Origin of the sequence: Enterococcus sp. DIV0170 (assembly GCF_051710765.1) — a bacterium.
Taxonomy (GTDB): Bacteria; Bacillota; Bacilli; order Lactobacillales; family Enterococcaceae; genus Enterococcus_A; species Enterococcus_A raffinosus.
Map to the genome: position 1 here is coordinate 424,332 of NZ_JBIOLG010000001.1, position 25,021 is coordinate 449,352.

The 25,021-nt window shown below is 39.9% G+C and carries 25 protein-coding genes; 18 read left to right on the top strand and 7 right to left on the bottom strand.

The window, feature by feature from the left end; all coding sequences use genetic code 11:
- Nucleotides 1-2: 2 nt before the first annotated feature.
- Entirely contained in the window at nt 3-518 is a 516-nt protein-coding gene (locus IGI50_RS02035) for a DUF3237 domain-containing protein (protein WP_218256543.1), read from the bottom strand.
- A gap of 161 nt (nt 519-679) precedes the next feature.
- Here IGI50_RS02035 and IGI50_RS02040 point away from each other — a divergent pair, with 161 nt between their 5' ends.
- The 5 genes from IGI50_RS02040 to IGI50_RS02060 all read left to right on the top strand — a co-directional run bounded on the left by IGI50_RS02040 (nt 680) and on the right by IGI50_RS02060 (nt 3,844).
- The gene (locus IGI50_RS02040) at nt 680-1,915 is read left to right on the top strand and encodes a PucR family transcriptional regulator (RefSeq protein ID WP_438776005.1); all 1,236 of its coding nucleotides are present in this window, start codon (nt 680-682) and stop codon (nt 1,913-1,915) included.
- A gap of 66 nt (nt 1,916-1,981) precedes the next feature.
- A complete protein-coding gene (locus IGI50_RS02045; protein WP_010747028.1) occupies nt 1,982-2,299 on the top strand; it encodes a thioredoxin family protein in 318 nt (105 codons plus the stop codon).
- Between the two features lie 9 nt (nt 2,300-2,308).
- Nucleotides 2,309-2,764, top strand: coding sequence for a universal stress protein (locus IGI50_RS02050; RefSeq protein ID WP_010747027.1), 456 nt, complete (start codon nt 2,309-2,311; stop codon nt 2,762-2,764).
- 112 nt (nt 2,765-2,876) lie between these two features.
- Entirely contained in the window at nt 2,877-3,488 is a 612-nt protein-coding gene (gene ytpR / locus IGI50_RS02055; protein ID WP_218256545.1) for a YtpR family tRNA-binding protein, read from the top strand.
- Between the two features lie 170 nt (nt 3,489-3,658).
- Nucleotides 3,659-3,844, top strand: a complete 186-nt coding sequence (locus IGI50_RS02060; protein WP_010747025.1) for a hypothetical protein — start codon at nt 3,659-3,661, stop codon at nt 3,842-3,844.
- A gap of 108 nt (nt 3,845-3,952) precedes the next feature.
- Here the strand turns inward: IGI50_RS02060 and IGI50_RS02065 are convergent, their stop codons facing one another.
- Nucleotides 3,953-5,251 (bottom strand): S1C family serine protease, encoded by a 1,299-nt coding sequence (locus IGI50_RS02065; protein ID WP_010747024.1) that lies wholly within the window; start codon nt 5,249-5,251, stop codon nt 3,953-3,955.
- Between the two features lie 459 nt (nt 5,252-5,710).
- Here IGI50_RS02065 and rlmH point away from each other — a divergent pair, with 459 nt between their 5' ends.
- Entirely contained in the window at nt 5,711-6,190 is a 480-nt protein-coding gene (gene rlmH, locus IGI50_RS02070; RefSeq protein WP_438776006.1) for a 23S rRNA (pseudouridine(1915)-N(3))-methyltransferase RlmH, read from the top strand.
- Between the two features lie 163 nt (nt 6,191-6,353).
- Here the strand turns inward: rlmH and IGI50_RS02075 are convergent, their stop codons facing one another.
- Nucleotides 6,354-7,379, bottom strand: coding sequence for a LacI family DNA-binding transcriptional regulator (locus IGI50_RS02075; RefSeq protein ID WP_438776007.1), 1,026 nt, complete (start codon nt 7,377-7,379; stop codon nt 6,354-6,356).
- A 159-nt stretch (nt 7,380-7,538) separates the two neighbouring features.
- On the opposite strand from IGI50_RS02075, the gene IGI50_RS02080 reads away from it, so the two are divergent.
- The 8 genes from IGI50_RS02080 (at nt 7,539) to IGI50_RS02115 (ending at nt 15,944) form a co-directional block, all read left to right on the top strand.
- Nucleotides 7,539-8,975, top strand: coding sequence for a GH32 C-terminal domain-containing protein (locus IGI50_RS02080; protein ID WP_438776008.1), 1,437 nt, complete (start codon nt 7,539-7,541; stop codon nt 8,973-8,975).
- 14 nt (nt 8,976-8,989) lie between these two features.
- Nucleotides 8,990-10,270, top strand: a complete 1,281-nt coding sequence (locus tag IGI50_RS02085; protein WP_438776009.1) for an ABC transporter substrate-binding protein — start codon at nt 8,990-8,992, stop codon at nt 10,268-10,270.
- 13 nt (nt 10,271-10,283) lie between these two features.
- Entirely contained in the window at nt 10,284-11,234 is a 951-nt protein-coding gene (locus IGI50_RS02090; protein ID WP_438776010.1) for a carbohydrate ABC transporter permease, read from the top strand.
- Nucleotides 11,234-12,061 (top strand): carbohydrate ABC transporter permease, encoded by an 828-nt coding sequence (locus IGI50_RS02095; RefSeq protein WP_438776011.1) that lies wholly within the window; start codon nt 11,234-11,236, stop codon nt 12,059-12,061. Before IGI50_RS02090 ends, IGI50_RS02095 begins: the two co-directional genes overlap by 1 nt.
- Nucleotides 12,062-12,064: 3 nt before the next feature.
- On the top strand, nt 12,065-13,501 hold the full coding sequence (locus IGI50_RS02100; protein ID WP_438776012.1) for a glycoside hydrolase family 32 protein: 1,437 nt from the start codon (nt 12,065-12,067) through the stop codon (nt 13,499-13,501).
- Nucleotides 13,502-13,520: 19 nt separating this feature from the next.
- Nucleotides 13,521-14,390, top strand: a complete 870-nt coding sequence (locus tag IGI50_RS02105) for an ROK family protein (protein WP_438776013.1) — start codon at nt 13,521-13,523, stop codon at nt 14,388-14,390.
- Nucleotides 14,391-14,414: 24 nt separating this feature from the next.
- Nucleotides 14,415-15,524 (top strand): ABC transporter ATP-binding protein, encoded by a 1,110-nt coding sequence (locus IGI50_RS02110; RefSeq protein ID WP_438776014.1) that lies wholly within the window; start codon nt 14,415-14,417, stop codon nt 15,522-15,524.
- A 273-nt stretch (nt 15,525-15,797) separates the two neighbouring features.
- Nucleotides 15,798-15,944: a hypothetical protein gene (locus tag IGI50_RS02115; RefSeq protein ID WP_438776015.1), complete on the top strand. Its 147-nt coding sequence runs from the start codon at nt 15,798-15,800 to the stop codon at nt 15,942-15,944.
- Between the two features lie 68 nt (nt 15,945-16,012).
- Here IGI50_RS02115 and IGI50_RS02120 read toward each other — a convergent pair whose 3' ends face one another.
- On the bottom strand, nt 16,013-16,465 hold the full coding sequence (locus IGI50_RS02120; RefSeq protein WP_438776016.1) for a DUF2188 domain-containing protein: 453 nt from the start codon (nt 16,463-16,465) through the stop codon (nt 16,013-16,015).
- 166 nt (nt 16,466-16,631) lie between these two features.
- Between IGI50_RS02120 and IGI50_RS02125 the strand changes: the two genes are divergently transcribed.
- Nucleotides 16,632-17,960: an FAD-dependent oxidoreductase gene (locus IGI50_RS02125; protein WP_438776017.1), complete on the top strand. Its 1,329-nt coding sequence runs from the start codon at nt 16,632-16,634 to the stop codon at nt 17,958-17,960.
- Between the two features lie 39 nt (nt 17,961-17,999).
- Here the strand turns inward: IGI50_RS02125 and IGI50_RS02130 are convergent, their stop codons facing one another.
- Nucleotides 18,000-18,167 carry a hypothetical protein gene (locus tag IGI50_RS02130; protein WP_438776018.1) on the bottom strand — a complete coding sequence of 56 codons (168 nt, stop codon included), beginning with the start codon at nt 18,165-18,167 and terminating at the stop codon, nt 18,000-18,002.
- Between the two features lie 135 nt (nt 18,168-18,302).
- On the opposite strand from IGI50_RS02130, the gene IGI50_RS02135 reads away from it, so the two are divergent.
- A complete protein-coding gene (locus IGI50_RS02135; protein WP_438776019.1) occupies nt 18,303-19,442 on the top strand; it encodes a glycerate kinase family protein in 1,140 nt (379 codons plus the stop codon).
- A 421-nt stretch (nt 19,443-19,863) separates the two neighbouring features.
- A complete protein-coding gene (locus tag IGI50_RS02140; RefSeq protein ID WP_438776020.1) occupies nt 19,864-20,571 on the top strand; it encodes a helix-turn-helix domain-containing protein in 708 nt (235 codons plus the stop codon).
- A gap of 284 nt (nt 20,572-20,855) precedes the next feature.
- Here the strand turns inward: IGI50_RS02140 and ypfJ are convergent, their stop codons facing one another.
- Entirely contained in the window at nt 20,856-21,752 is an 897-nt protein-coding gene (ypfJ, locus tag IGI50_RS02145) for a KPN_02809 family neutral zinc metallopeptidase (protein WP_438776021.1), read from the bottom strand.
- A 284-nt stretch (nt 21,753-22,036) separates the two neighbouring features.
- Between ypfJ and IGI50_RS02150 the strand changes: the two genes are divergently transcribed.
- Nucleotides 22,037-23,386 (top strand): CHAP domain-containing protein, encoded by a 1,350-nt coding sequence (locus IGI50_RS02150; protein WP_438776022.1) that lies wholly within the window; start codon nt 22,037-22,039, stop codon nt 23,384-23,386.
- Between the two features lie 81 nt (nt 23,387-23,467).
- Here IGI50_RS02150 and IGI50_RS02155 read toward each other — a convergent pair whose 3' ends face one another.
- Nucleotides 23,468-24,877 (bottom strand): MFS transporter, encoded by a 1,410-nt coding sequence (locus tag IGI50_RS02155; protein WP_438776023.1) that lies wholly within the window; start codon nt 24,875-24,877, stop codon nt 23,468-23,470.
- Between the last annotated feature and the right edge of the window lie 144 nt (nt 24,878-25,021).

A 25,021-nucleotide genomic window follows, 5' to 3' on the forward strand; every position in this document is an offset into this window, starting at 1 on the left:
GTTTATTCCTCCTTCTCAGTATCAAAGGGCATCGCATAATAACGGTATACATCGTATTGGATGACGATTGGATCGTTGGTAAAGTCAACTCTTCCAATACCGAAGCAGGCGATTCGGTTACACCAATCATATCTAGGATCGTCAGTGTCTAAGACAGGCATCGGTTGTGTCCCCATAACAGGCGGGAATTTTCCATTTGCATAATCTGCGGCTGCTTCTTCTGAACCTAAATCAATTCGCCCCTTATAAAACATATTGATGTCTGCACCATCATCAGTACGGATCATGGTACGACAATCGACATCTACAATTCCGTTGGGGTGAACGGTTGACCAATCTGCTCCAACTGGTAAAATTTCACCGCTGATTTTCGGCCCCCAAACTTTTCCTCCAGTGATGACACCAGTTACCCGGGTTGATCCGATTGGCAGTTTTTGAATATACATCTTGGCATCCACATCGATTGAATAGGTAAAGATGTGTTCAATCTCAAATTTGTTCAACTCAAACTCTGTCATTTTCCATTCCTCCAAATCTAATTTTTTTCTTGTAAAAAGCGTAACATGTTCAAAGGTTTGTGCCATTGGTAAAATGACTGATTTTTTTCATGTGTATCGTCAAATATACCAATAGATGCTAGAATTGGTTTATAGATAGCGGTTTGAAGGGAGGATTAATCATGGAGTATACAGATGAAAAATTAACCGAATATACCAATCAAGCAATTGAAAGAATTTCACAAGGTTGTACCATTGACGACCTCGCGCAGTTCACCTATCAAAAGTTTCACCTGCCATTAATCGTGGCTGATCCGGGCTATCGTTTGATTGCTTATGCGGGCGGAGAGAACATCCATGATCCTTACTGGCAGCAGATCATATATAGCGGCGAGCCAACAGATCATACGATCATGAAGTTTTACATCGATGATGGATTGATGGAGGCGATTATCGGATCGAAGGAAGCTCTGCTTATTGATTGGGGTGTCTGCGAAGATTATCCTCAAACCTGTGGTCCGATATACATCGATCATAAGTTGGAAGGAGTTGTCAGTGTCTTATTTATGGAGGAAGAGTTACTAGACTTTTCTCTTAAGCTGAACAATCTGTTGCGTCAGTTTTGCGGGATTTTGATGCAATCTAATAACTTTCGCTTAACCCATGCGATCAATCCCGTGAAAGAGCTGTTGGCGCAGAAGTTCTTTGATACGGAGAACTACGAAAATGTTGCCTCGCTACAAGGATATCTAGAGATCGTTAAGCTTCAGCCACAATTTTGTGTGGTAGTAGTATCAGAAAAAGAAGGTGACGCGATCCTTTTGTCCCGTTTAAAAGGCCAAATCGTCAAGGAAAGCTCAAATATTCTTTACTATGAAAAAAATCAAAAGCTCTATTTGCTCTTTCAAGCTATCTCTGAGAGAGGATTAGACCAAATCTTTTTACGTTTGATCAAACAGTCTGAAAGCTATTGTGGTGTGAGTACAGTATTTAACTCTCTTGAAAGACGAGCCGCTTATATTCAGCAAGCGGAACTAGCCAATGATACCGCTCGTCTGCAAAATTTGTACGGTCAATGCACGGTTTTTTCACAGTCACTTTCGGAAATTTTTCTGCTTCAGCCCTTGGAAAGATTGAATAGAGCGAATTTAATTCCTCAGGAGATACAAAGGCTGATTGATTATGATGACCAGCATGAAACAGAACTTGTAAAAACATTGAGCAGCTATTTATATCAGCGTAACGACATCAATAAGACATCCAAGCTTTTACATGTTCATCGCAATACCTTGATTTACCGCTTAAATAAAATACGTGATTTGACAGCTGTCGAGATTGATGAGCCTGAGGTTGCTTGGACTCTTCAGCTAGTCTTTCGTGTCCTCGAAGTGCTAGAAAGAAACAGAGGGAGCGAGTAAGCTTCTTTCTCAAAAACAACGAAAAGTGTATAATCAAGGTAGTAAAAAGAAAAAGGTCGTGACGAAATGATTATCCCTAAAAGTATTGAAGAATTAGCCGACTATGCACAAAAAGGGAAGAATGTCTTCTTCTTTACCGCTGATTGGTGCGGCGATTGTAACTTTATTAAACCTCAGATGCCGGAGATCGAGGCGGAGTTTCCGCAATTTCAATTTATTCAAGTCGATCGTGATGAATTTATTGATGTGGCGGCTGAATGGAACATTTTTGGGATTCCTAGTTTTGTCGTGGTAAATGACGGAGAAGAATTAGGTCGATTGGTTAACAAAAATCGTAAAACCAAAGATGAAATCGCTGGCTTTTTGCAACGAGTAGAAGGGTAGGAGATTGTTATGTTCACACAATCATATCAAAATATTTTAGTTGGGATCGATGGCAGCGATCAAGCGATGGAAGCCTTCAAAAAGGCGTTAGCTGTTGCTAAGCGAAATCAAGGAACGGTGTATGTCGCAAACGTGATCGACCATCAAATTTATACATTCATGAGTTACTCACCCTTGAATGAAAACATCATGGATCAATTAGCCGCAGACGCAAAAGAACTGATCAATCAATGCAAAGCGATTGGAAGAGATTTTGGCTATACTAAGATCGAAGGCATTATCGCTTACGGTTCAGCGAAAGAAGCGATGGCCAAGACCCTGCCAAAAAAATATGACATCGATTTAGTCATGGTGGGACAATCAGGATTAAATGCAGTAGAACGTTTTATGACTGGCAGTGTTGCCAGCTATGTAATCAAGGAAGCTTTGTGTGATGTCCTAATCGTACATCCAAGTGCGAAATAAAATGCTGGCTTGTCCAGCTTTTTATTTGGAAAAAAATTGATGAAAAAAATCTCATGCAAAAGCCCCATTAGATTTGTTAAGATACGAGAGGACTACGACTGGAGGTAAAAACGTGATTTTTGCGTATAATAAACAAAACGTTGGCGATACTTTAATGGTCATCGTCAAAAATGATGAAAATAAGGAAAATTCAGTAGAACGAAAAGGAGCCGTTGCTCGCGTTCAAACAACTGACGGTACAACGGTCGCATGGAACTTTTTCCATGTTTCTGAGTACTTAACGATCCATGGCAATGGACAAGTAGAACTAACAGAAAAAGAGATAGATGTACTAAATGAGCAGTTGAAACTCGCTGGCTTTGAAGAACGTCTAGTTGCAGATCTTTCACCCAAATTTGTGGTGGGCTACGTAAAAAGCTGTGTTGATCATCCAGACTCTGATCATTTACACATTACTGAAACAGAGATCGATGGCGGTGAAACCTTGCAAATCGTTTGCGGAGCACCCAATATCGAAGCAGGGCAAAAAGTCGTTGTAGCCAAACCTGGTGCCATGATGCCGGATGGACAGATTATTTGGCCAGGCAGCTTACGCGGTGTAGAAAGCTTTGGGATGATTTGTTCAGCTAAAGAATTACATCTACCAAATGCGCCAGAAAAAAGAGGCATCTTAGTGTTAGAAGAAGATGCGAAGACCGGCGAAAAATTTGAAGTAGGCAAATAAAAAAACTCCGTTGAGATTTTCTCAACGGAATTTTTTTGTCTTGAGCTCTTCGAAATAAAGTTATTTAGGACGCTCTTCTTGCCATTTAGGAAATAATACTCTTTTTAGTCATGCAAAATGATAAATTAAAAAAACAATTTACTATTTTTATACGAAGGAGGTAGGGAATCTTGCTTTTATTTTTACTTGTTCTTTCGATTATTAGTCTGATCATATCCCTAATGCTGAACGCCAAACTAAAAAAATTGGCTTTAGGAAGTGCCTTTCATCTTATGGTATTGGTTCAAGGCGGCAGTATTGGTGCGACCATAGGGATTTTAGTTGTCTTATTGATTAAAGGAAGAACGATTGGATAGTGGACTAAGGAAAAAATAGACGATCCAGAGGAAAAATTCCTTTGGATTTTTTGGATGGAAAACAAAAAGCCGTCTCTATTCACTATCGAATAGAGACGGTTAAAATTCTTATTGGTTCCCTTGTTGTGAGTTTGATTTCAATGAATTCGAATCAATGCTCAATTTTACTGAAACTGTATTTTTCTTATCTTGACGATAGTAGGTGATTTTCACTGTATCGCCGACTTTATGTTTGTACAATTCAGATTGCAGTTCGACACCTGATGAAACATCGGTATCATCGATTTTTGTGATGACATCATACTTCTTCAAGCCTGCCTGATCCGCTGGTGTAGATGATTGTACGCTTCCCACCACGACTCCTTGAGTAACAGAACTTGGTACCTTAACAATCTCACTTACTTGTTCAGTCGAAAGATCAGATAGGCTAGCCATCGTAATGCCTAGAGCTGGGCGAATTACTTTCCCATCTTTTTCAAGCTGGTTAATAACGTTCACTACATCATTACTTGGAATAGCAAAGCCGATTCCTTCCACACTGACATTTGACTCTGTCTGAACGATCTTACTAGAGTTGATACCGACTACTTGACCAGCCATGTTGACTAACGGACCGCCAGAGTTACCAGGGTTAATAGCTGCATCTGTTTGGATCGCATTGATATTGACGGTTTGACCTTCATCATTTTGGTTGACTACTTGACGATTCAAGGAAGAAATAATCCCTGAAGTCACTGAGTTAGCGTACTGTGAGCCTAGAGGAGAACCTAACGCGATTGCTGGCTCACCAACCTTTAAGCTGCTTGAATCACCAAAAGTTGCTGGTTTGATGTTAGCGACTTTGTCTGATTCAACCTTTAAAACAGCTAAGTCAGTATAGGAATCCGTACCGACTAAGGTTGCCTTCACTTTTGAACCATCCTTTAACAATACTTCCAAACCATCTTGTTTTTCCACAACGTGATTATTTGTAACGATGTAGGCGGTATTGCCCTCCAGCTTGTAGATGACACCTGAACCTTCAGAGGCTTCTTCCAGTTGCCCACTATCATCTTGCGACTGCTGATCATCATTTCTATTACCGAATATATCAGAGAAGCCGCCTAAGCCGCTTTGTGATTGCTGCTTCTGCAAGTTAATAACAGAAACAACCGCGTCTTGCACCTTGCTGGCCGCTTCGGTAATATCAGAGTTTACATCAACCTTCATGTTACTGACCTTCGTGTTACCCGCACTAGGCGAGCCGCTGGCGTTTTGATTACTTGGAGATAGTAACGAACCGCTCGCTACGTAAAAGATTCCTATTGTTAAGACAGCGCCAAGTACACCGCCTAGTAAACTAATCCCAAACCGTCTAAAAAAACCGGGTGACTTTTTGGGTGTTGGGGTAATGTCTTTTCTTATCATAATTTCCTCCACCTCTACTATGATTTACGTTATATTGAGTATAGTATTTTTTTGTAAGTTAAGTCTACTACACTGATTTGATTTTTTTATGAAAAAGATTCGGAGGAAAATGTAGATAAGTGATAAAAAAACTTCTTTTCCACATAGCTAGTGGAAAACTAAGGAAAAAGTTTGTTAATTGTTTGAAGTTTTTTATCCACAAAATTGTGGATAAAGGGGATAACTCGGTGGAAAACATATGTTTGTATGTAAGGATACCTGTAAAAAGGGAATAAATTATCCATAACCTGTGGATAAACCTGTGATTAGTGTGTATAACTTCGTGGAAAAAGCCCCATATACAGATTTTAAGTTAATTGAATTGGTGGAAAAGTAAAATTTCGACAAGAAGTCCACATTAGATGAAAGGAACTTTTTAGATAAAAATTAACTCTTTAAAACAAAAAAAGGTGGAAAAACATGAATATCAAAATTATTTCTGTGGGAAAACTAAAAGAAAAATATCTGGTGCAAGGAATCAACGAGTATACAAAACGCCTATCAAAATATTGTAAAATCACACTAATCGAAGTTCCTGATGAGAAAGCACCCGAAAAGCTAAGCGAAGCCGAAATGATTCAAGTCAAAGAAAAAGAAGGCGAGCGCATCCTCGCTAAAATCAAAGAACAAGAATACGTCTTTGCACTAGCCATCAATGGCAAAAATCCTAGCAGCGAAGATTTCGCCGCTACACTAGATAAACTACAAACCAGCGGCAAAAGCCAGTTCGTCTTCGTCATCGGCGGCTCCCTCGGACTCAGCGATCAAGTCTTAAAACGTAGCAACACCCAAATCTCTTTCAGCAAAATGACTTATCCCCATCAGCTGATGCGCCTGATTCTAGTAGAGCAGATTTATCGTGCATTTAGGATCAATGCAGGGGAGCCGTATCATAAATAGGGATATTTTTTGTCAACTTTGTTGGTGTATCAAAATTTCTTGATTTGTTAGGTGTAATCATAGAGAAAATGCAACTAATTTATTCATCGAGAATAGTATAGTTGCATTTCTAAATGTACAAGTAAAAGTCATTCATAAAAAATAGTCTAGTTCATATTACTTTTTATAAATTAGTAGACTCCCTAAGGATCAGTTTCGTAGAGTATTTCGAGATCGAACAAGGAATATCAGGTTCAATCAAGCGATCCATAATGAGATGCGCGGCTTTCCTGCCCAAGTAGATTTTTGGCGTGTCAATAGTGGTCAACCCCGGCAAAATTCGCTCAGAATTCGGAATATTATCAAACCCGATGACGTTGACATCGTCTGGTATTCTATGCCCCAACGCTTGCAGGGCGTAGATCAATTGGATCGCTAGCCAGTCATTTCCGCACAAGAAGACATCGGGCACTTTTTTCATGGAATTGAGCAATTCTTTGATCTTCTCAAAATGCTCAAAAATAGTATCTGTGTTCTTGAGAATCGAAGCGTGACTGTTGATTTCCAACTCATGCTTTTTCAGCGTATTGAAAAAAGCATAATAACGTTCCATAAATCCAAGCCCCGTATTTGGTGAATACAAATCGCCAATAAAAGCAAAATCAGAGTAGCCTTTTTGAATGAGTAATTCAGTGATTCGTTCAACATTGGAATGATTTTCCATCATAACAATGTCACACTTTCCAATCAAATAATTGGGATTTTTTGGAGCATCCACCGTGACGATCGGAAGGTTTGTTTCCAACAACTTGTCCCAGACCGGTCGGAAATTCATTTCGACCACTATGATACCTTTCGTGTTAGAACTGTAGACCGCCTCGGGTAAACGGCCTTCCTCGATATCCTCTTTCGATAACGTTGCGATCGTCAACTGGTAATTCGTCTCGGAAAGGACCATTTCGATCCCCGTTAAAACATTGCTCCAAAATTGAGAATCATTTGCATGATTGATATTCAGAAACAAGATATTTCCCTGATCGATCTTGTATTCTGTCCGTTCTTCCTTCGTAAAATACCCCATGGATTCGGCTTTTCTTATAATGCTCTCCATTGTTCGTTGGGACACTTGAGGATCGTTCTTAAGCGCTTTTGAAACAGTATTTCTAGAATATCCGCTTTCCTTTGCAATATCATTGATCGTACATTTCATTTTTCACCCTCCCACAGGCAGTATACCCACCTTATGCACATAAAAGCAATATTTATTTGCACGAAAATGCACAAAAAAGTGAAAAGCGCTTGTGATTAAGCGCTACCAAAATTATTCTAAGGGTGTTAAATGATCAATTAAGTTTAGGAGAGATGCTGAATGAGTTTATTTTATCGACCGGAGAATGCGTGGGTGGGAGACTTGATCCCGTATTATGAAGATGGGACATTCTATGCGTATTATCTGCATGATCCAAGAATCATCGAGGGAAAATATGCCGAAGAAACAACGTGGCATTTGGCAACCACCAAAGACTTTGTCCACGTTGATTACAAGGGAGAAGCAATCAAACGGGGAACGGAGGAATCGTACAACCTAAATAATTACACGGGCTCGATCATTAAAGATGCTCACGGCAAGTACCACGCTTTTTATACTGCTTTTAATGAGAATAAGCCTTATGTAAATGGAAAGAGCGTCCAGTTAGTCATGAAAGCGGTCGGGGAAAGCTTGTATGAGTTAGAGACAGATCCAAATTTTCTGTTTCCATCTGACGGGAAGATCTATGAAGAGTTTGATTGGCGTGATCCTTTCGTTTTTTGGGTAGAGGAAGAGCAATGCTACTTCATGTTGCTGGCGTCCAGACGACAAGGGGCGGGAGATCTGAGAGGCGGCTGTATCTCATTGTCGAAATCGAAGGATTTGGAGACTTGGGAATATTGCGAACCGTTTTATGATCCAAAAATGTACATCACGATGGAGTGTCCAGAGGTCTTTAAGATGGGGGATTATTGGTATTTAGTATTTTCAACATTTTCTGATCGCTTTACGACGCATTACCGCTATGCAGAAAGCTTAGAGGGTCCGTGGATCATTCCAGAAGACGACGTATTTGATACACGAGCTAACTATGCAATCAAAACAGCTACAGATGGAGAAAGAAGAATTGCCTTTGGATGGGTTGCGACAAAAGAAGGAGAGACGGACTTTGGCTCATGGGATTGGGGAGGAACGATGATTTTCCATGAATTGATCCAAAACCCACAAACCGGTGAACTGAAGGCTGTGATGATTGATACGGTTGGTGAATTCTTTAAAGAAAAATCGGAGATATCCGCACCAGTCTTTTATAATGATCATAGTAATGATAAAAAGAAGGTCGCAAGTGATACGTTAGGGGCCATGCTGTTCGATAGTCCATCCGACACCTTTTCAGTGACATTGGACTTTGAAGTTTTGAAGGCAAAAGAGTTTGGCATTGCCCTTCATGTGGATGAAGGGCTGGAAACAGGCTATTTCTTGCGTATGCTGCCGGAACAACAGCTAATCGCGTGGGATCTGTGGCCACGAGCTGAAAAAGGCGAGTATCAGTGGCAGATCAAAGGAGACATTCCCTATCAAGTGGAGACAAGCCGACTTCTGCCAAAAGCCTCACACTATCATGTCCGATTGTTGCGAGAAGAAAGTATGTGTGTTGTCTATGTTAACGACGAGATTGCGTTATCGACAAGACTGTACAATCACAGCGACAAAAAATTAGGGGTATACGTGGTTCAAGGGGAAGTAGTATTGCATGAGATCGAGATAAAAGAATAGGAGTTGTTTCTTCCATGATAAGAAAAGTTGGAGTTCTAGTTAGTCTTTTAGGCATTCTTTTTATGGTAACAGCCTGTGGAGGGAAAAAAGAAGATGCCTCCACTACGACGGTCAAGTGGCTGACTTCTCGACCAGTCGGCGGGGCAATCGACGAAACCATACGGGAAATCGCCGATCAATACAGTAAGGAAACAGGCGGAAAGTGGAAAATTGATTTTGAAACCACGGCGGATAGACCTTCGTATTTACAGAAATTAAAAACATTGGTTGCCGGCAACAACATGCCAGATATCATTGACACCGATCCAGACCTTTACGCAAAAGAGCTTGTTAAAGCGGGGAAGCTCGTAGACATGAAAAAATTTCTACAAAAGAACGACTACTATCAGAACTTTTATCCGACAGCATTGAAATACCAAGAATTTTCGGATGGATCAATGTACACGCTTCCTCTGGAATACCATGTCGAGATGATTTGGTACAACAAAAAATTGTTTTCTCAACACGGGATCAGTGTTCCGAAAACCTTTGACCAATGGTTAGCGGCATGTAAAAAATTGAAAGAAGCAGGTGTGACGCCAATCTCTGTAGATGGGATTGATCGCTGGCCGGTCCAACGCTATTTGGCGATGCCCGCCTTCAGACAAACAGGAAATCAGTTTATTGAAAATCTAAGTCAAGGTAAAGAAAAAATGTCTAGTCAAACGGGTGTTGATTCTGTCAAGTTTGTAAAAGAGATCGGACAATATTTTAATGAAGGATTCTCTGCCACCGATTACGCGACGGCACAATCGATGTTTTTAGATGGAAAATCAGCGATGTATTACATCGGTGACTGGGAGATTGGTGCCATGCAGGAGAAATACGACGCGGGAGAAATTGATTATTTCTATATGCCGACAACGAAGGACAGTGTGACAGCAGCCAATGAATTTTGTGTAAACTCTGGGATCGGCATGGCCTTCAACGCGGAAACCTTCGATGAAAAAACGAAGGATTTTCTCCTATACGTGCTGGATCATTATGCGGATATCTACACGAAGAAAATGCAGATGTCTCCAATTAAAACAGAGTTGCCAAAAGATGTCGATTATTCAAGTTTATATTTGAGAATCCGAAAAGATATGGATAATACCGGAGAGCAATTTATGAAGCCATGGGATACCTATCTGGATTCTTCGACGAATACGATCGTTCAAGACAATTTGCTGCTTGTGGGTTCGGGAGACATGAAAATTCAAGATTTTGTCAAAATGATTGATGACTCGATCAAAGTGAACGTCACAGATCAATAAAGGAGGGGAAAAAATGGGTGTTTTACGTGATAAGAAGGCATTTTTCGTTTTTCTAATGCCTGGACTGCTATTCTATCTGCTCTCTGTTTTTTATCCAATCACGGAGTCGCTTCGTTTAAGTTTTATCAAATGGAACGGAATCACTCCGCAACAGTTTGTTGGCTTGGAAAATTACAAGCGGCTCTTTCAGGACCCGGTGTTTTATAAAGCATTAATCAATAATTTAATTTATTTAGTGATCGTTGTCATCATTCAATTGTCGATTGGCTTACTATTTGCGGTTTTATTGACCTACTTGAAAAAGCGGGCGAATTTAGTCAAGACGCTCTATTATGTTCCGTGTATCGTTACGACAGTAGCTATCGCGCAGCTGTTCAGAAGTATTTATTCAACACAGCCAGAAGGATTGCTGAACCAAATGTTATCAACAGTAGGTTTGGGTGGTGTGGCAACTTCCTGGTTAACGAATTTGAGTACGGTGTTAGGTGCCGTCTCGATTCCCGAAGGGTGGCGCTTCATCGGAATGTATATGGTCATCTTTTATGCAGCGCTCGTTTCATTAGACGAATCGGTCTACGAAGCAGCGAAAATCGATGGCGCAACAGAACTGCAAATCCTTTTCAAGATTAAGATTCCGATGATCAAAGACATTTTGCTGCTCACCTTCACGATGTGTTTGACGGGTGCGTTGAGAGGATTCGATATTCCTTATCTGCTGACAAACGGCGGTCCGGGGAATGCAAGCGAATTGATGTCCACATACATGTACAAACAGGCCTTTACCAATAACCAGTACGGATATGGGAGCGCCTTGGCCGTCTTTATCATTATAGAAAGCGTTTTGATCATCTTTATTTTAAGAAAAATATTTGAGAATTACGATGTGAAGGCGCAGAAAAAGGCAGCGAAGCAGGCATTGGCATTAAGTAAACGCAAAAATAATAAGGAAGGTGGTACGGTGTAATGAAAGAGAAGGCAATAAAATACTTGTTTATCCTTTTATTGGTCGTCTTTTTGATCATACAAATTTACCCTGTGATTTGGCTGTTCATCGCAAGTTTGAAAGACTCCGTAGAACTATCGACGACGCCATTCTCATTGCCGAAAGCTGTGACATTTGAGAATTATAAAAATGTGTTAGGCGATGGCGTTATAGGCGGCTATATGTGGAATAGTTTGAAGATCACCATGATCTCGTTGGTGTTGATCTTAGTATTAAGTGCAACGATCGGCTTCGCATTATCAAAATTCCGCTATAAACACAGCAAAAAAATCTATTCATTTTTCATGTTCGGCATCATGGTACCTGTCCAAATCACACTGATTCCACTGTTCATTTTTTATAGCAAAATCGGGATTTTAAACACTAGTATGGCGATGGTTTTGCCGCAAGTCGGCTTTGCATTGCCACTATCTGTAATGATGTTTGTCAACTTCTACAACTTTGTTCCTGATGAACTGATTGAAGCAGGGATCGTAGACGGTTGCTCACCCTACCGTGTATTTTTACAGATCGTCGCACCGTTAGCAAGAAATACCATGATCACTATCGCCTCAATGTACAGCATTTTGATTTGGAACGACTTCATATTTGCCAATACATTTATCAGCGATTCTTCTGCCAAAACCATCACCATGGGTTTGAAAGATTACGTAGGAGCGTTTGGAAATGTGGATTGGGGCGCGACCTATGCGGCGATATCAATCGCTATTTTGCCGCCAATCTTGATTTACTTCTCGTTGAATAAATGGGTGACTTCGGGCATGACCGCTGGCGCAACGAAAGGATAGTTTATGAAAAACGAAGCTAATCGATATATCGAAAAATATAGAGCCTTAGCCGTAAAAAGCTCCCACCAGCCTATCCTTCATTTTACACCGTCGTTAGGATGGATGAATGATCCAAACGGACTAATCTTCTTCAAAGGGGAATATCATTTGTTTTATCAATACCATCCATACCAAACGAAATGGCACCAAATGTATTGGGGTCACGCGGTAAGCAGCGATTTGATCACTTGGCAGGAACTGCCGATTGCTTTGGCCCCTTCTGAAGAGTATGAGGATAGTCCAGACGGCGGCTGTTTTTCAGGAACGGCAATAGAACATGAAGGTACGCTTTATCTATTCTATACAGCCGTCGCGAAAAATGCGGCAGGGCAACTGATACAAAAGCAATGCGTCGCAATGAGCGAAGACGGACGGATTTTTTCAAAATACGAGAACAACCCCATTATTCATATAGACCATCTTGGGAAAGAGAATCCTCATTTTAGAGATCCTAAAGTCTGGCAAAAAGGTTCTGCATTTTACATGCTTGTCGGTGTCAGTCAGAACCACGTCGGAAAGCTGCTTATGTACCAATCAGAGAATCTTTTAGACTGGACACTGATGGGGGTCGCCTTTGAGGAACCCAAAGCTTGGATGCTGGAATGTCCAGATTTTTACGAGTTAGATGGCAAGGATGTATTGACCTTTTCACCAGTAGGAATAAAAGGCGAGTATTCGAGCTATCTGATTGGTCGCATGGATTACGAAAATGGACAATTTCAATTGGAATCAAGAGGAATTCTTGATTATGGGGTTGATTTTTATGCCCCTCAGACCTTTCTAACGCCAGACGGTGAACGGTATGTTATCGGCTGGCAAAACGGTTGGGAATGGATGGATGAATGGAACGGGTTCGGCGAATTAACGGAAAATAGTTGGTGTGGTGCGATGAGCATACCAAGAAAACTGAAACGAAAGCACAATCGGTTACATTCTGTATTGCCAAAGGAAATCTCGAAATTGAAAGCAGCAGAGACGGTCATTTGTGATACACAAACTGACGGATATCAAAAAACTGTTTCGACTATTCAGGAACCTACGATTATTGAGCTGTCGCTGGGATCGGGGGTAGCACCGATTAAACTGATGTTCAAAGATAAAAGAAGTGAGAGTGAAGACACATTCATCATTGACGAGCAGCTGCACTACTATTCAACCGGAAATCCATTGGGAAGAAAGACGTTAACGATGCCGCTTTCTAATAGGACTAAAACACTTAAGATATTGCTTGATCTATATGCCATAGAAGTCTTTGATGAAGACGAAGGCACTGTGTTAAGCGTGAACAGTTTTTTCAAAGGAACATTAGCTCGCGATTTTTCTTTCAGTTGCAGTGGAAAAGAGCGACTCAAGCAGGTGGTAGTGACGGAATTGAGTGCAAAACAATTGAGCAAGAGATAAGTGAAAGGGTAGATGAAAGATGTTTGGAAGTATCGAAGCAGGAGGAACAAAATTTGTCTGTGCGGTAGCAACGGATGACTTAGAGATCGTGAGGCGGGACAGCTTCCCCACCACGAGGCCTGAAGAAACCATGAAAGCTGTACTCGAATTTTTTTCGCCATATAAAGAATCACTGAAGGGAATAGGGATTGGTTCATTCGGTCCCATTGATATTCAGCATGAATCGCCAACCTATGGTTATATCACTTCTACGCCAAAATTGAACTGGCAGCAGTTTGACTTTGTAGGAGCAGTGAAGAAAGCTTTTCCTATACCAGTTGCTTGGACCACCGATGTGAACGCAGCCGCTTATGGAGAATCTGTTTTTGGCAATGGAAAGGGACTGTCAAGCATCGTTTATTATACGATTGGGACTGGCATCGGGGGCGGCGCATTGCAATATGGGCGCTTCATCGAAGGCTTCAGCCATCCAGAAATGGGGCATATGCTGGTGAACCGACATCCAACGGACACATATGAAGGAAATTGTCCGTTCCACCAAAATTGCTTAGAAGGAATGGCTTCTGGTCCAGCTATCGAAAAAAGAGCAGGGAAAAAGGGGCAAGACTTGGGTGAAGAGGATGCTCAATGGGAGCTGGAAGCATATTATCTTGCGCAATGTGCGTACAATACGACACTGATACTTTCACCCGATGTCATTATTTTTGGTGGAGGTGTCATGAAGCAGCGCCATGTGTTAGAGAAAATGAAAACGGCCTTTAAAGAACTGATGAACAGCTACGTTGAAGTACCAGAGCTCGATCAATACCTTGTTCTTCCCAAATTAGGAGACAACGCGGGAACTTATGGGTGTCTGGCATTAGCAAAAGAGCAGCAGCTGCATTCTTAATAGAAAAGAAATGGGTGAACACATATGACAGAACTAAGTTTGAAACATATTCATAAAAAATACGACAACGCAGAAACGTATTCAGTGACTGATTTTGATTTAGAGATCAAGGACAAAGAATTTATTGTGTTTGTTGGTCCATCAGGCTGTGGGAAATCAACGACCTTGCGAATGATCGCCGGGTTAGAAGACATTTCAGAGGGGGATTTTACGATTGATGGTCAGCGGATGAATGATGTAGCTCCCAAAGACCGAGATATTGCCATGGTCTTTCAGAATTATGCACTGTACCCCCATATGACCGTTTTTGATAACATGGCGTTTGGCCTAAAGCTTCGTAAATACGATAAAAGTGAAATCGCGAAACGAGTCGAAAACGCCGCTGAAATATTAGGGCTTTCAGACTATTTGTATCGAAAACCAGCGGCGCTATCCGGTGGACAGAGACAGCGTGTCGCTCTTGGAAGAGCGATTGTCCGAGATGCTAGAGTTTTTTTGATGGATGAACCATTATCGAATTTGGATGCTAAGTTAAGAGTTTCGATGCGTGCCGAAATCGCAAAACTGCATCAACGGTTAGAGACGACGACGATTTATGTGACCCATGACCAGACTGAAGCAATGACGATGGCCGATCGAATCGTCATCATGAAAGACGGCGTAATCCAACAAGTTGGTTCTCCGCAGGAAGTCTATAACACGCCTGTGAATGTTTTTGTGGCAGGATTTATCGGCTCACCAGCAATGAATTTCTTTCAAGTGACATTGAAAGACGGGGTACTGACGAATAACCATGGATTAAAACTGAGGATACCTGAAGGGAAGAATAAAGTATTAAAAGAAAAAGGCTACGAAGGCAAAGAAGTCATATTTGGAATTCGTCCAGAAGATATTCATGGCGAACAAATCGCTCTTGATGCCACGCCTCAATCAACAGTCCGAGCACAAGTAGTCGTTTCAGAATTATTAGGAGCAGAAACAATGCTCTATTCTGTTATCGGTGACACCGAGTTTGTCGCTAAAGTGGATGCGAGAAACTTCCATGAACCGGGAAGCTCTGTCGATTTGGCATTTGATCTGAATAAAGGAAATTTCTTCGATAAAGAATCAGAAGCAGTCATCAAACTGCCTTAATAATGAAATCGCCGGGTTTCTTCTAAAAATAAGAGAGGAAACTCTGATTTTTGTGAGATTAATTCATAATAGTAAAATTATTCAATCCAGGGGTAGTTTAAACTATAAATCTAATTGGAAAGATTTAGTTGAATTTTCTATGTATATTCATTTTATAAATATATATTATTACTATGAAGCCCAATCATCTAATCGGTGATTAGGCTATTTTTGTGTATAAAGGAGGATCAATCAATGTTTGATACACAAGCAAATCGCCATTTCTAGAGGGGAGTGAATGAACAAGTACCAAAGGAAATACAGTTACGTTGTTGGCAATTGATTGATGAGAAGGAAAAACAAGCAGAGATTCGATTGGGTTATCGACAGATATTTGATTTTAATCGAGAGGATCAACGAGGAACGATCATGAAAAGTTAGTATTCTCCATTTTAGTGAAAAACCAGTGGCATGGAGGAGTAATTACTCCTTTATGCCACTGGTTCTCATTATTCCGAATAATCAAAGGTATCCTGTAACTTTCCATCTTGTTTATAGACTTTGACAGATGACTGTTTCTTCTTAGCGATTTCTTTGGCGCGTGCGACCGCATCTTCTTTTTTGGAAAAGGTATCGCTGGCTCGACTGGCTTTTTCTGAGATAACAAGCCATTCGTCGTCTTCATATTTTACTTCTACATTAGCGTTCATTAATTTTTTCGCGTTTTTATCGTGTTCGTGGGCATCGTTTTTTTGTGGAGCTTTTGCTTTTTGGAAATCTTTCTTTTCTTCTGCTGAAGCGTCATCGTACCATTTTTCTGCTTGACTGGTAGCGATTGGGATTGCTCGATCATCGGGGTAACCATCATCTAGCAGTGCATTGGCGATATCAATCGCCTTCTTGCGAACTAAAGGGTCTAAGTTTTTCATTGAGGCTGGGTAGTCCTTCATATTCCAAGGCATAAAAAATTCCTCCTTCAAGATTTTGTTACTACTACCATACTATGGAAGCGATTTGTTTTAAATTGATATGCTTGCTCTGCTCATCTATAGGCTGGAAATTTCACAGAGTAAAAACGAAGTAGTATCCTTCAAGTGTAGTTTTGAATGTCTAATGGAGGTACCAACTATGGAAAAATATAAAAATATTATCGTAGGATTTGGTAAAGGCGGGAAAACATTGGCTAAAACGCTGGCCAGCAGAGGAGAAAGTGTCCTGGTCATTGAAAAATCAAAACGAATGTATGGCGGAACCTGCATCAATATCGGCTGTATTCCCTCAAAATCTATGATATTGAATGGAGAAAAAGGCACGCCGTTTACTGAAGGTGTAGCGAAAAAAGAAGCTTTGACCGCTAAATTGCGCAATAAAAATTATCATATGATTGCTGACGAAGCGACAGGAACGGTAATGGATGGTACAGCGCGTTTTGTTTCCAATCACGTTTTAGAAGTGGAAAACGCAGGGCAAACGGAACGTGTCGAAGGGGAACACATCTTTATTAATACTGGAGCAACACCGATTATCCTTCCGATTAAGGGACTGAGAGAAAGCAAGTATATGATCGACTCGACTCAAGCGATGGATTTAGAAAGCTTACCTGAAGCATTGGTCATTATTGGTGCTGGTTATATTGGATTAGAATTTGCCTCAATGTTTGCAAATTATGGATCAAAGGTCATCGTTTTAGATGCGAAGGAAGAATTTCTAGCACGAGAAGACGAAGATATTGCTGAACAGATCTATAATGATTTAACTACGCAAGGAATCGAATTTCACTTAGGTGTTTCTGTAGATGAGGTCAAAGATCAAGCGGATCATACAGAAATTACGTATACTGAAAAAGACCAATCAATGACAATAAAAGCAGACAATATTTTAGCGGCAACAGGTCGTAAGCCAAATATTGAAGGATTAGGTTTAGAAAATACAGATGTAAAGGTAACGGATCGTGATGTTATCATTGTAGATGATTTGTTGCGAACAGATGCTCCGAATGTTTGGGCCATCGGCGATGTGAAGGGCGGCTTGCAATTTACTTATGTTTCACTGGATGACTATCGAATCATCTTGGATCAATTGGACGGAAAAAATACGCGTTCATTGAAGGATCGTACACTTGTACCATACAGTGTTTTCATTACACCGCCTTTATCGAATGTTGGTTTGACTGAAAAAGCGGCGAAAGCGAATGGAACGGAGTACAAGCTGTTCAAGTTCATGTCTGCCGGTGTACCGAAGGCCAACGTATTAGAAGATCCAAAAGGAATGTTCAAGGTTTTAGTAGATCCGAAAACAGATCATATACTAGGTGCAAGTATCTATGCAGAAGAATCACATGAGGTAATCAACCTGATCACCTTAGCAATGAAAGGAAACTTGCCCTATACAATGCTGCGGGATCAAATCTATACTCATCCAACAATGAGTGAAGCGTTGAATGATGTTTTAAAATAGACAAAATGCGTAATCCAAATGGGTTACGCATTTTTATAATCAATCTTTTCTGATTTTTGAGACATGCTTACTGCGGCCGCCAATTTTTTCAGCGAATTGCTCGGATTCTTGCTTGCTTTGGAATATCCAAAGCTTCTCAGGGTCTTTTTCACGGGTGCGCTGACCTTCTTTACCAATGTAACCATGTAGGACTTTGACAACATACATAAGATCACCTGCTTTTAAAGTTTAGCTTATAGTATACGGATTAAAAAGTGAACGCAATGTTTTTGCTTACTTGATTGAATAGGCTGTGGTGAGGGATACTATCAGTAGATAGTCAAAATATGAGGAGAAAAAATAATGAAAAAAACATTTGTTTTGGCACCAGATTCATTTAAGGAAAGTATGAGCGCCAAAAAAGCTTGTGAAGCGATGGAACGTGGGATCCGCAATGTCTTGCCCAATGCAGAAGTGATCCAAGTTCCAATGGCAGATGGTGGGGAAGGAACAGTTGATGCGCTAATTGATGGAAATGGCGGGACAAAAATAGAAGTAACAGTCTCAGGTCCATTGCCAAAAGAAAAAGTCATGACTTATTATGGCTTATTAGCAGATAAGAAAACCGCAGTAATCGAAATGGCGCAGGCAAATGGGTTAGAATTACTTACAGAAAAGAAACGCAACCCTTTACTGACTTCAACTTTTGGTACTGGCGAAATGATTAAGGACGCGCTAGATCATGGGGTGAAAAAAATTATCATTGGAATCGGCGGCAGCGCGACAAATGATGGCGGGGCAGGAATGGCGCAGGCTCTAGGTGTTCATTTATTAGACAGTCATGGAAAGGAGCTTCCTGCCGGAGGAGGTGACTTGTCAAAATTATCCCAAATAGATATTACTGATCTGGATCCTCGACTTAAGAAGACCGAAATAATCATTGCCAGCGATGTAACGAATGTATTAATTGGTTCAAATGGCGCCTCGGTTATCTTTGGTCCCCAAAAAGGAGCAACACCCGAAATGGTTCAACAGCTAGAGACAAACCTTACTCATTATGCTGAGATCATTCAAAAGGACTTAAGTATCGCTATTAAAGACCAAATTGGCGGAGGCGCAGCTGGGGGCTTAGGAGCAGGATTAATAGCTTTTGCAGGTGCAAAAATGCAATCAGGAGTGGATCTAATTATTGAGCTGACACATTTAGCTGAAAAGATGGCTCACGCAGATTATGTATTTACAGGTGAAGGAGGAATGGACTTTCAGACAAAATTTGGAAAAACGCCATATGGTGTCGCAAAAGTTGCGAAACAGTACAACAAACCTGTCTTTGCCTGTGCAGGCCATATCGGTGAACAGATTGAAGTGTTATACAAAGAAGGAATAACTGCCATTTTTGGTATTTTGGATAAAGCTGGCTCCTTAGATAATGCTTTGAAGTTAGGGGAAGCAAATTTAGAACGAACAGTAGAAAATATTGTCCGGGTATTATGTGTGAATTGAATCCCTTCACAGTTAAATAGGAAATAAAGAGCATTCTCAAAAAGAGGGTGTTTTTTTATTCGATAAAGATAAATAAAAATATTTTGTCGAGGTAATTTATTTGAAGGTATAAATGGTTAAAAGTTTGGGTTTTTTCTGTTATTTATTTTTAATTACCAGAACGTTCCTTCAAAAGTAAACTTGTTTTTTTTATCAAATATCCATATATATTCACTAAAATAATAATTTTATCCAAAAAATAACTAGATAGAAAATAATATTAAATGATAGTTTGACCTTTGTTCTACTATATAATATAATTATTTTATAAAAATACTTCTATTTTTTATAATTGTTAATTTAAAATAATTTCAAAATGCTTATTTTATTAAATGATTTCAAAAAAATAGTCAATCAGAAATACAGCATAAGGAAGGAGAAAATGATGCAACTATTGATTTTGACGAAGGCGCTTTCTTACGAAGAATCCTTTGAAAGTCAGCTAAAACAATTAGGAAATGAGATTTACTGCTCACGGAATATGATTGAAATGCTGAAAGAGGAAACATTCAACAAACAATTTTTATCTCAATTTGACGGAATTATTTTTAGTGAATCATTGTATGACAAAGAAGTAGAGGAATTAGTTCAAAGATTGCAATATGAACGCTTTAAACTTTTCCGTCGTGTTATTGAAATAAGCTGTGATGATAGAACTGAATCGATTTTTGATGGCTTGATACCAGTAGATTCGAATCTTGAACGGTTGAGAGAGATTTTGCTAATTGCAGAAATATCTCGATTAGCCTATCAAAAGGAAGATCATGCTCAGCAACTTCAGGTTAAACAAAAATTATCTGATTTGAATCTGAAATTGAAACAAAAAGAAATTGTTAATTATTTAATTCATTCTGGAAATCGAACAGTCTCCAGAGAAGAAATCAGTCGCCAAATTTGGAATAAAGAGGCTAATAAATCTGTTTTAGCAAGTTTGTCAAAAATTGTTTCTAAAGTGAATGAAAAATTAGAAGATGAATGCGGCCATATGGCTATTCAGACCGTTTGGGGGCAAGGATATCGGTTAAGTAAAGAATTCTATGATTATTTTGAAGAGGAGCTAATTGCGAAGGGAAATATAACGATTAATTAAGTGGTACACTACTTTGTAGTATTGTTGGAAGGAATAAAAGAGAAACAGAATAAATATTTGGAAAAAGCTGTTGAAACAGTTGAATTTTATGGAGAAAATGATGAAGATCAGACTGTTTAGCAACTGGAAGTTTCCACTGTCGGAAAAAGAGAGCATAGTTTTCTATACTGTACTACGTAGGTTATTCCAAACAAAAATTTCCTCTCGAAATAATTCTTGAGAGGAAATTTTTTCGTATAGAAAAAAGTAACTTTGATCGGCATAATAATGGACTATTTTCAAATTTATGCGGCTGTTGATAAATCTAGATTCTTTTCATTAAATGTATCGCCATGTTCTAAGTCACCGTATTTGAACCCACGCTTGAACCAATCCGTGCGCTGTTGGCTAGTGCCGTGTGTAAAACTATCTGGAACGACATATCCTTGGTATTCTTTTTGCAGCGTGTCGTCACCAATCGCATTTGCCGCAGTGATCGCTTCATCAATGTCGCCTTCTTCTAGAATTGGCTGTCCTTGATAGGTTTCTCCAGCGAGATATTTTGAAAAACATCCCGCTAAATAGTCAGCCTGTAATTCTAGACGTACACTATATTTATTGTATTCAGTTTCTGAAACCCGTTTTCGAATTTTTTCAAGTTGGTCTGAGATTCCCAACTCATTTTGTACATGATGTCCGACTTCATGGGCGATCACGTAAGCCATTGCGTAGTCACCTGTTGCGCCGTACTTATTGGATAACTCATCAGCAAAACTTAAATCTAAGTAAACGTTTTGATCGGCAGGGCAATAAAAAGGTCCGACCTGTGAGCTTGCTTGTCCACAGGCTGAGTTCACGCTATCAGTAAATAGCACGAGTTTTGGATTTTGATAGGGCTTGTCCAACTGTTCAAACTCGCTGTCCCAATAATCCTCTAAATGTGCAAAGACGACTGCGGCAAATTCTTTTTGCTCCGTGTATTCTTTTGAAGAAACATTTTCAGTTTCATAAGTTGCCGGAGTGATACCACCGCCTAAAGTATCGGTAACTGTCCCTAAATCTCCTCCAGAAATGAAAAAAACAATAATAGCAATCAAAAGTACACCAATACCGCCACCAGCCGCTATTTTTCCGGCAGGCCGGTTGTTACTTCCTGAACGATCTTCCACATTGGAGCTTTGTCGATCTCCTCGCCAGCGCATACTATTCCTCCCTCTTTCTTTTAATTCCATTTTAGCTGAAAAGAGAAATAGCACCAAAGAATAGGCCTAATAATGCACTGTATTTCTCTTCGTTCTCTTTCTGAAAGAGACATAAATAGTGAGGGCAAAGGGTTTTCTCTTTCTTAATTTAAAAACTTTAAGAATAATATTGAAATATATTTGTAACATTACTTTTATCTGCGTGATATATCACTATGTTAGAATTACTTCTGACGTTATGCGATCATTCATTTAAATCAACATAATAGCCGGAGGAATAATTAGTGAAAAAGAGTATATTATCAGCATTGTTGGTGTGTACAATTGCTGTCTCAGCAGTGCCAAGTATTGCACTAGCAGATAATTATGATCAACAAATTCAAGAAAAAGACCAAAAGATCAGTGATTTACAAGGAAAACAATCCGATGTTCAAACGCAAATTGATGGATTAACAAGTGAAATCGCAACAGTTAGTGGAAAAGTCAAAGACTTAGAAGCGAAACAAGATCAATTAAATAAAGATACAATGAAGTTACAAGAAAAAATTGCTACTTTGAAAGTACGTATCGCAAAACGTAATGAAGTAATCAAGAACCAAGCCCGTGATACACAGGTGAAGGGGCAAGCTTCTAGCTATGTTTCTGCTGTTTTAGAAGCAGATTCATTATCAGACGTGATCGGCCGTGTTCAAGCAATGTCAACGATGGTTAAAGCAAACCATTCATTGATGGAGCAACAAAAAGCTGATGAAAAAGCGGTAGAAGAAAAAGTTAAAGATAATGAAACAAAAGTTGCTGAAATTCAAGCAAACCAAAAAGAATTAGAAACACAAAAAAATGAAATTGCCAACAAACAAGCTGAATTGAATGTTGTGAAAGCGAACTATGCTGCGGAACAAGCAACCGCTGAACAAGATAAAGCGAAATTGAAGAAAGAACAAGAAGAAGCGAAAGCAGAGCAAGCACGTGTCTTGAAAGAACAGCAAGAAGCTGCGAAAGCACAAAAAGCTGAGGAAGAACGTCAAGCCAAAGAAGCTGCAAAAGCACAAAAAGCGTTTGAAGAGTCTCAAGCAAAGGCTGCTGCGGAACAAGCGAAAGAAACAGCGGAAAGTTCAACAGCATCTTCTACTGAAGCTTCATCAAGTTCAAGTGAAGAAAACTCAACATCATCTTCTTCAACACAAGAAACAACTACTAGCACGACTGAGGATACAAAAGATTCAACACCAGCACCAACTCCTGCACCACCAACAAGTACTGGCGGCAGTAAAGTCGATCACACTGGTTCAGGTAATATGTATGCGGTAGGTCAATGTACTTGGTACGTAAAACAAGTTGCTCCTTGGGCTGGAACTTATTGGGGTAACGGATGTCAATGGGGTGCTTCAGCAGCTGCTGATGGCTTCCAAGTTGATGGATCACCTGCTGCGGGTTCAATCGTTGTCTTTGCACAAGGACAATCCGTTGGAACGTGGAATGCGGATCCTTCATACGGACACGTTGCTTATGTTCAATCATACAATGCTTCAAACAATACAATCACTATTACTCAAGGCGGTATGGGCTTCCCATCACCGACTGGACCAAATACTGCGACATTAAGCGCAGCTGGTTTACAATATATTCACCCATAAGAACAAGCAAAAGAGTTTCCGAGAGATCGGAAACTCTTTTTTTTTTAAGGCAAATAATCCTGAAAAGCAATTAGTCTGAGGCTATTTTTTTTGCTTACTTTTGATTGCATAGATAGACAATAATAAGCAAAGAATCGCTAGAGCAGTCATAACCCAAAAAACATTATGAAAGGCATGAATAAAATGGTTGCCTAAAGCTGGTGAGATGTAGCGAACATTGGGTAATTGTGCGAACAAAACGGCAGACGCGATACTGATTCCGAGGCTCATGCCGATTGTTCTAAAGAATGAGGTTAATGAGCCTGCGACACCGGTAAATTGTTTGTCAACAAAGGACATCGCTAGTGAGTTATTTGGAGATAGAAAGATTCCCATGCCAATTCCGTTTAAAAGAATAGGAAATAAAACCAGCAGCCAATTTAGTTTTAAGGGATAAAAAGTATAGCCGATTTGAGAAAGAATCAAAATGCTGATTCCTGTGATGATTAGTTTGCTGGAACCTATTTTATCCGAAAGCCGTCCAGCGATTGGAGCAATCAACAGCATAACGACGGATTGCAGGACCATTACCAATCCACTGATCATGGGATCAATTCGGTGGAAACTTTGAAGATAGAAAGGCAATAAGATATTGGAAGCGACATTGGTTAGCATCGCTAAAAACAGCGCAAACATCGATAACATAAATCGCTTGTTTCGTAGGACATTTGGTGAAATCCAAGGATTTTTACTATGATCATCCTGAATAAAGGAATAGATGGTTAGACTAGCACCAATAAAAAATGCGAGACTTCCTACTAAATAACGGGCATTCGAACTTTGAAAGAAGAGACTTGAAAGAGATAGGGTGATAATTCCTACAGAGAAAATTCCCTGCCCCAGCCAATTGGCTTCTTTTAAGGGCTGTTCAATTGTGACTCTAGTCAACTTTGGAAAAGTAAAGACGTGATAGCCGATAAAGGTAAAAATCAAACCTAATGGGATATTAATTAAATAGATCCAGCGCCAGGAAAATGCCGATAGTAGAACACCACCTAAGGCAGGGCCTGAAATCGCGCCGACTGAAATAAACATGGAGATGATCGCCAAAGCAGTTCCCCGTTTTTCAGGAGTCGAATACTCTGTGGTTAGCCCGATAGAGTTCGCCATGATCATGGCTGAGCCGATTGCTTGGACGATACGCCCGAATAAAAGAGCGGTAAAACTTGGTGATAGACCGTTAATGAGTGATCCGGCTGTAAACAATATGCCGCCGACGAGAAAAATTAGTTCTTTCGAAAGAATGTCCCCCAAATGTCCAAAAGCCACCAATAAGATCGTCGTGGTGATTAAACCGATTTGCACGATCCATGTGGCTTCGTTATTTGTAATTGCCAAGGCATGACTGATTGTTGGCAAGGCTAAGTTCGTACTTTCACCTGATAGAGAGGTGATAAAAGAAAATAGTCCTAAAATTATAATAGACCTACTGAGTGTTTTCTGTTTTTCCATAGTGTTCGCTCCTAAAATGAAGAGATATAATTCCCACTCATTATAGTGACTATCGAAAAAAATTACGACAATAGTGTATTTTTAGTTGTATCAAGAGGCTATGAAATGGACTTTACAGTAGAAGAGATTGCCCGTATGAAGCTC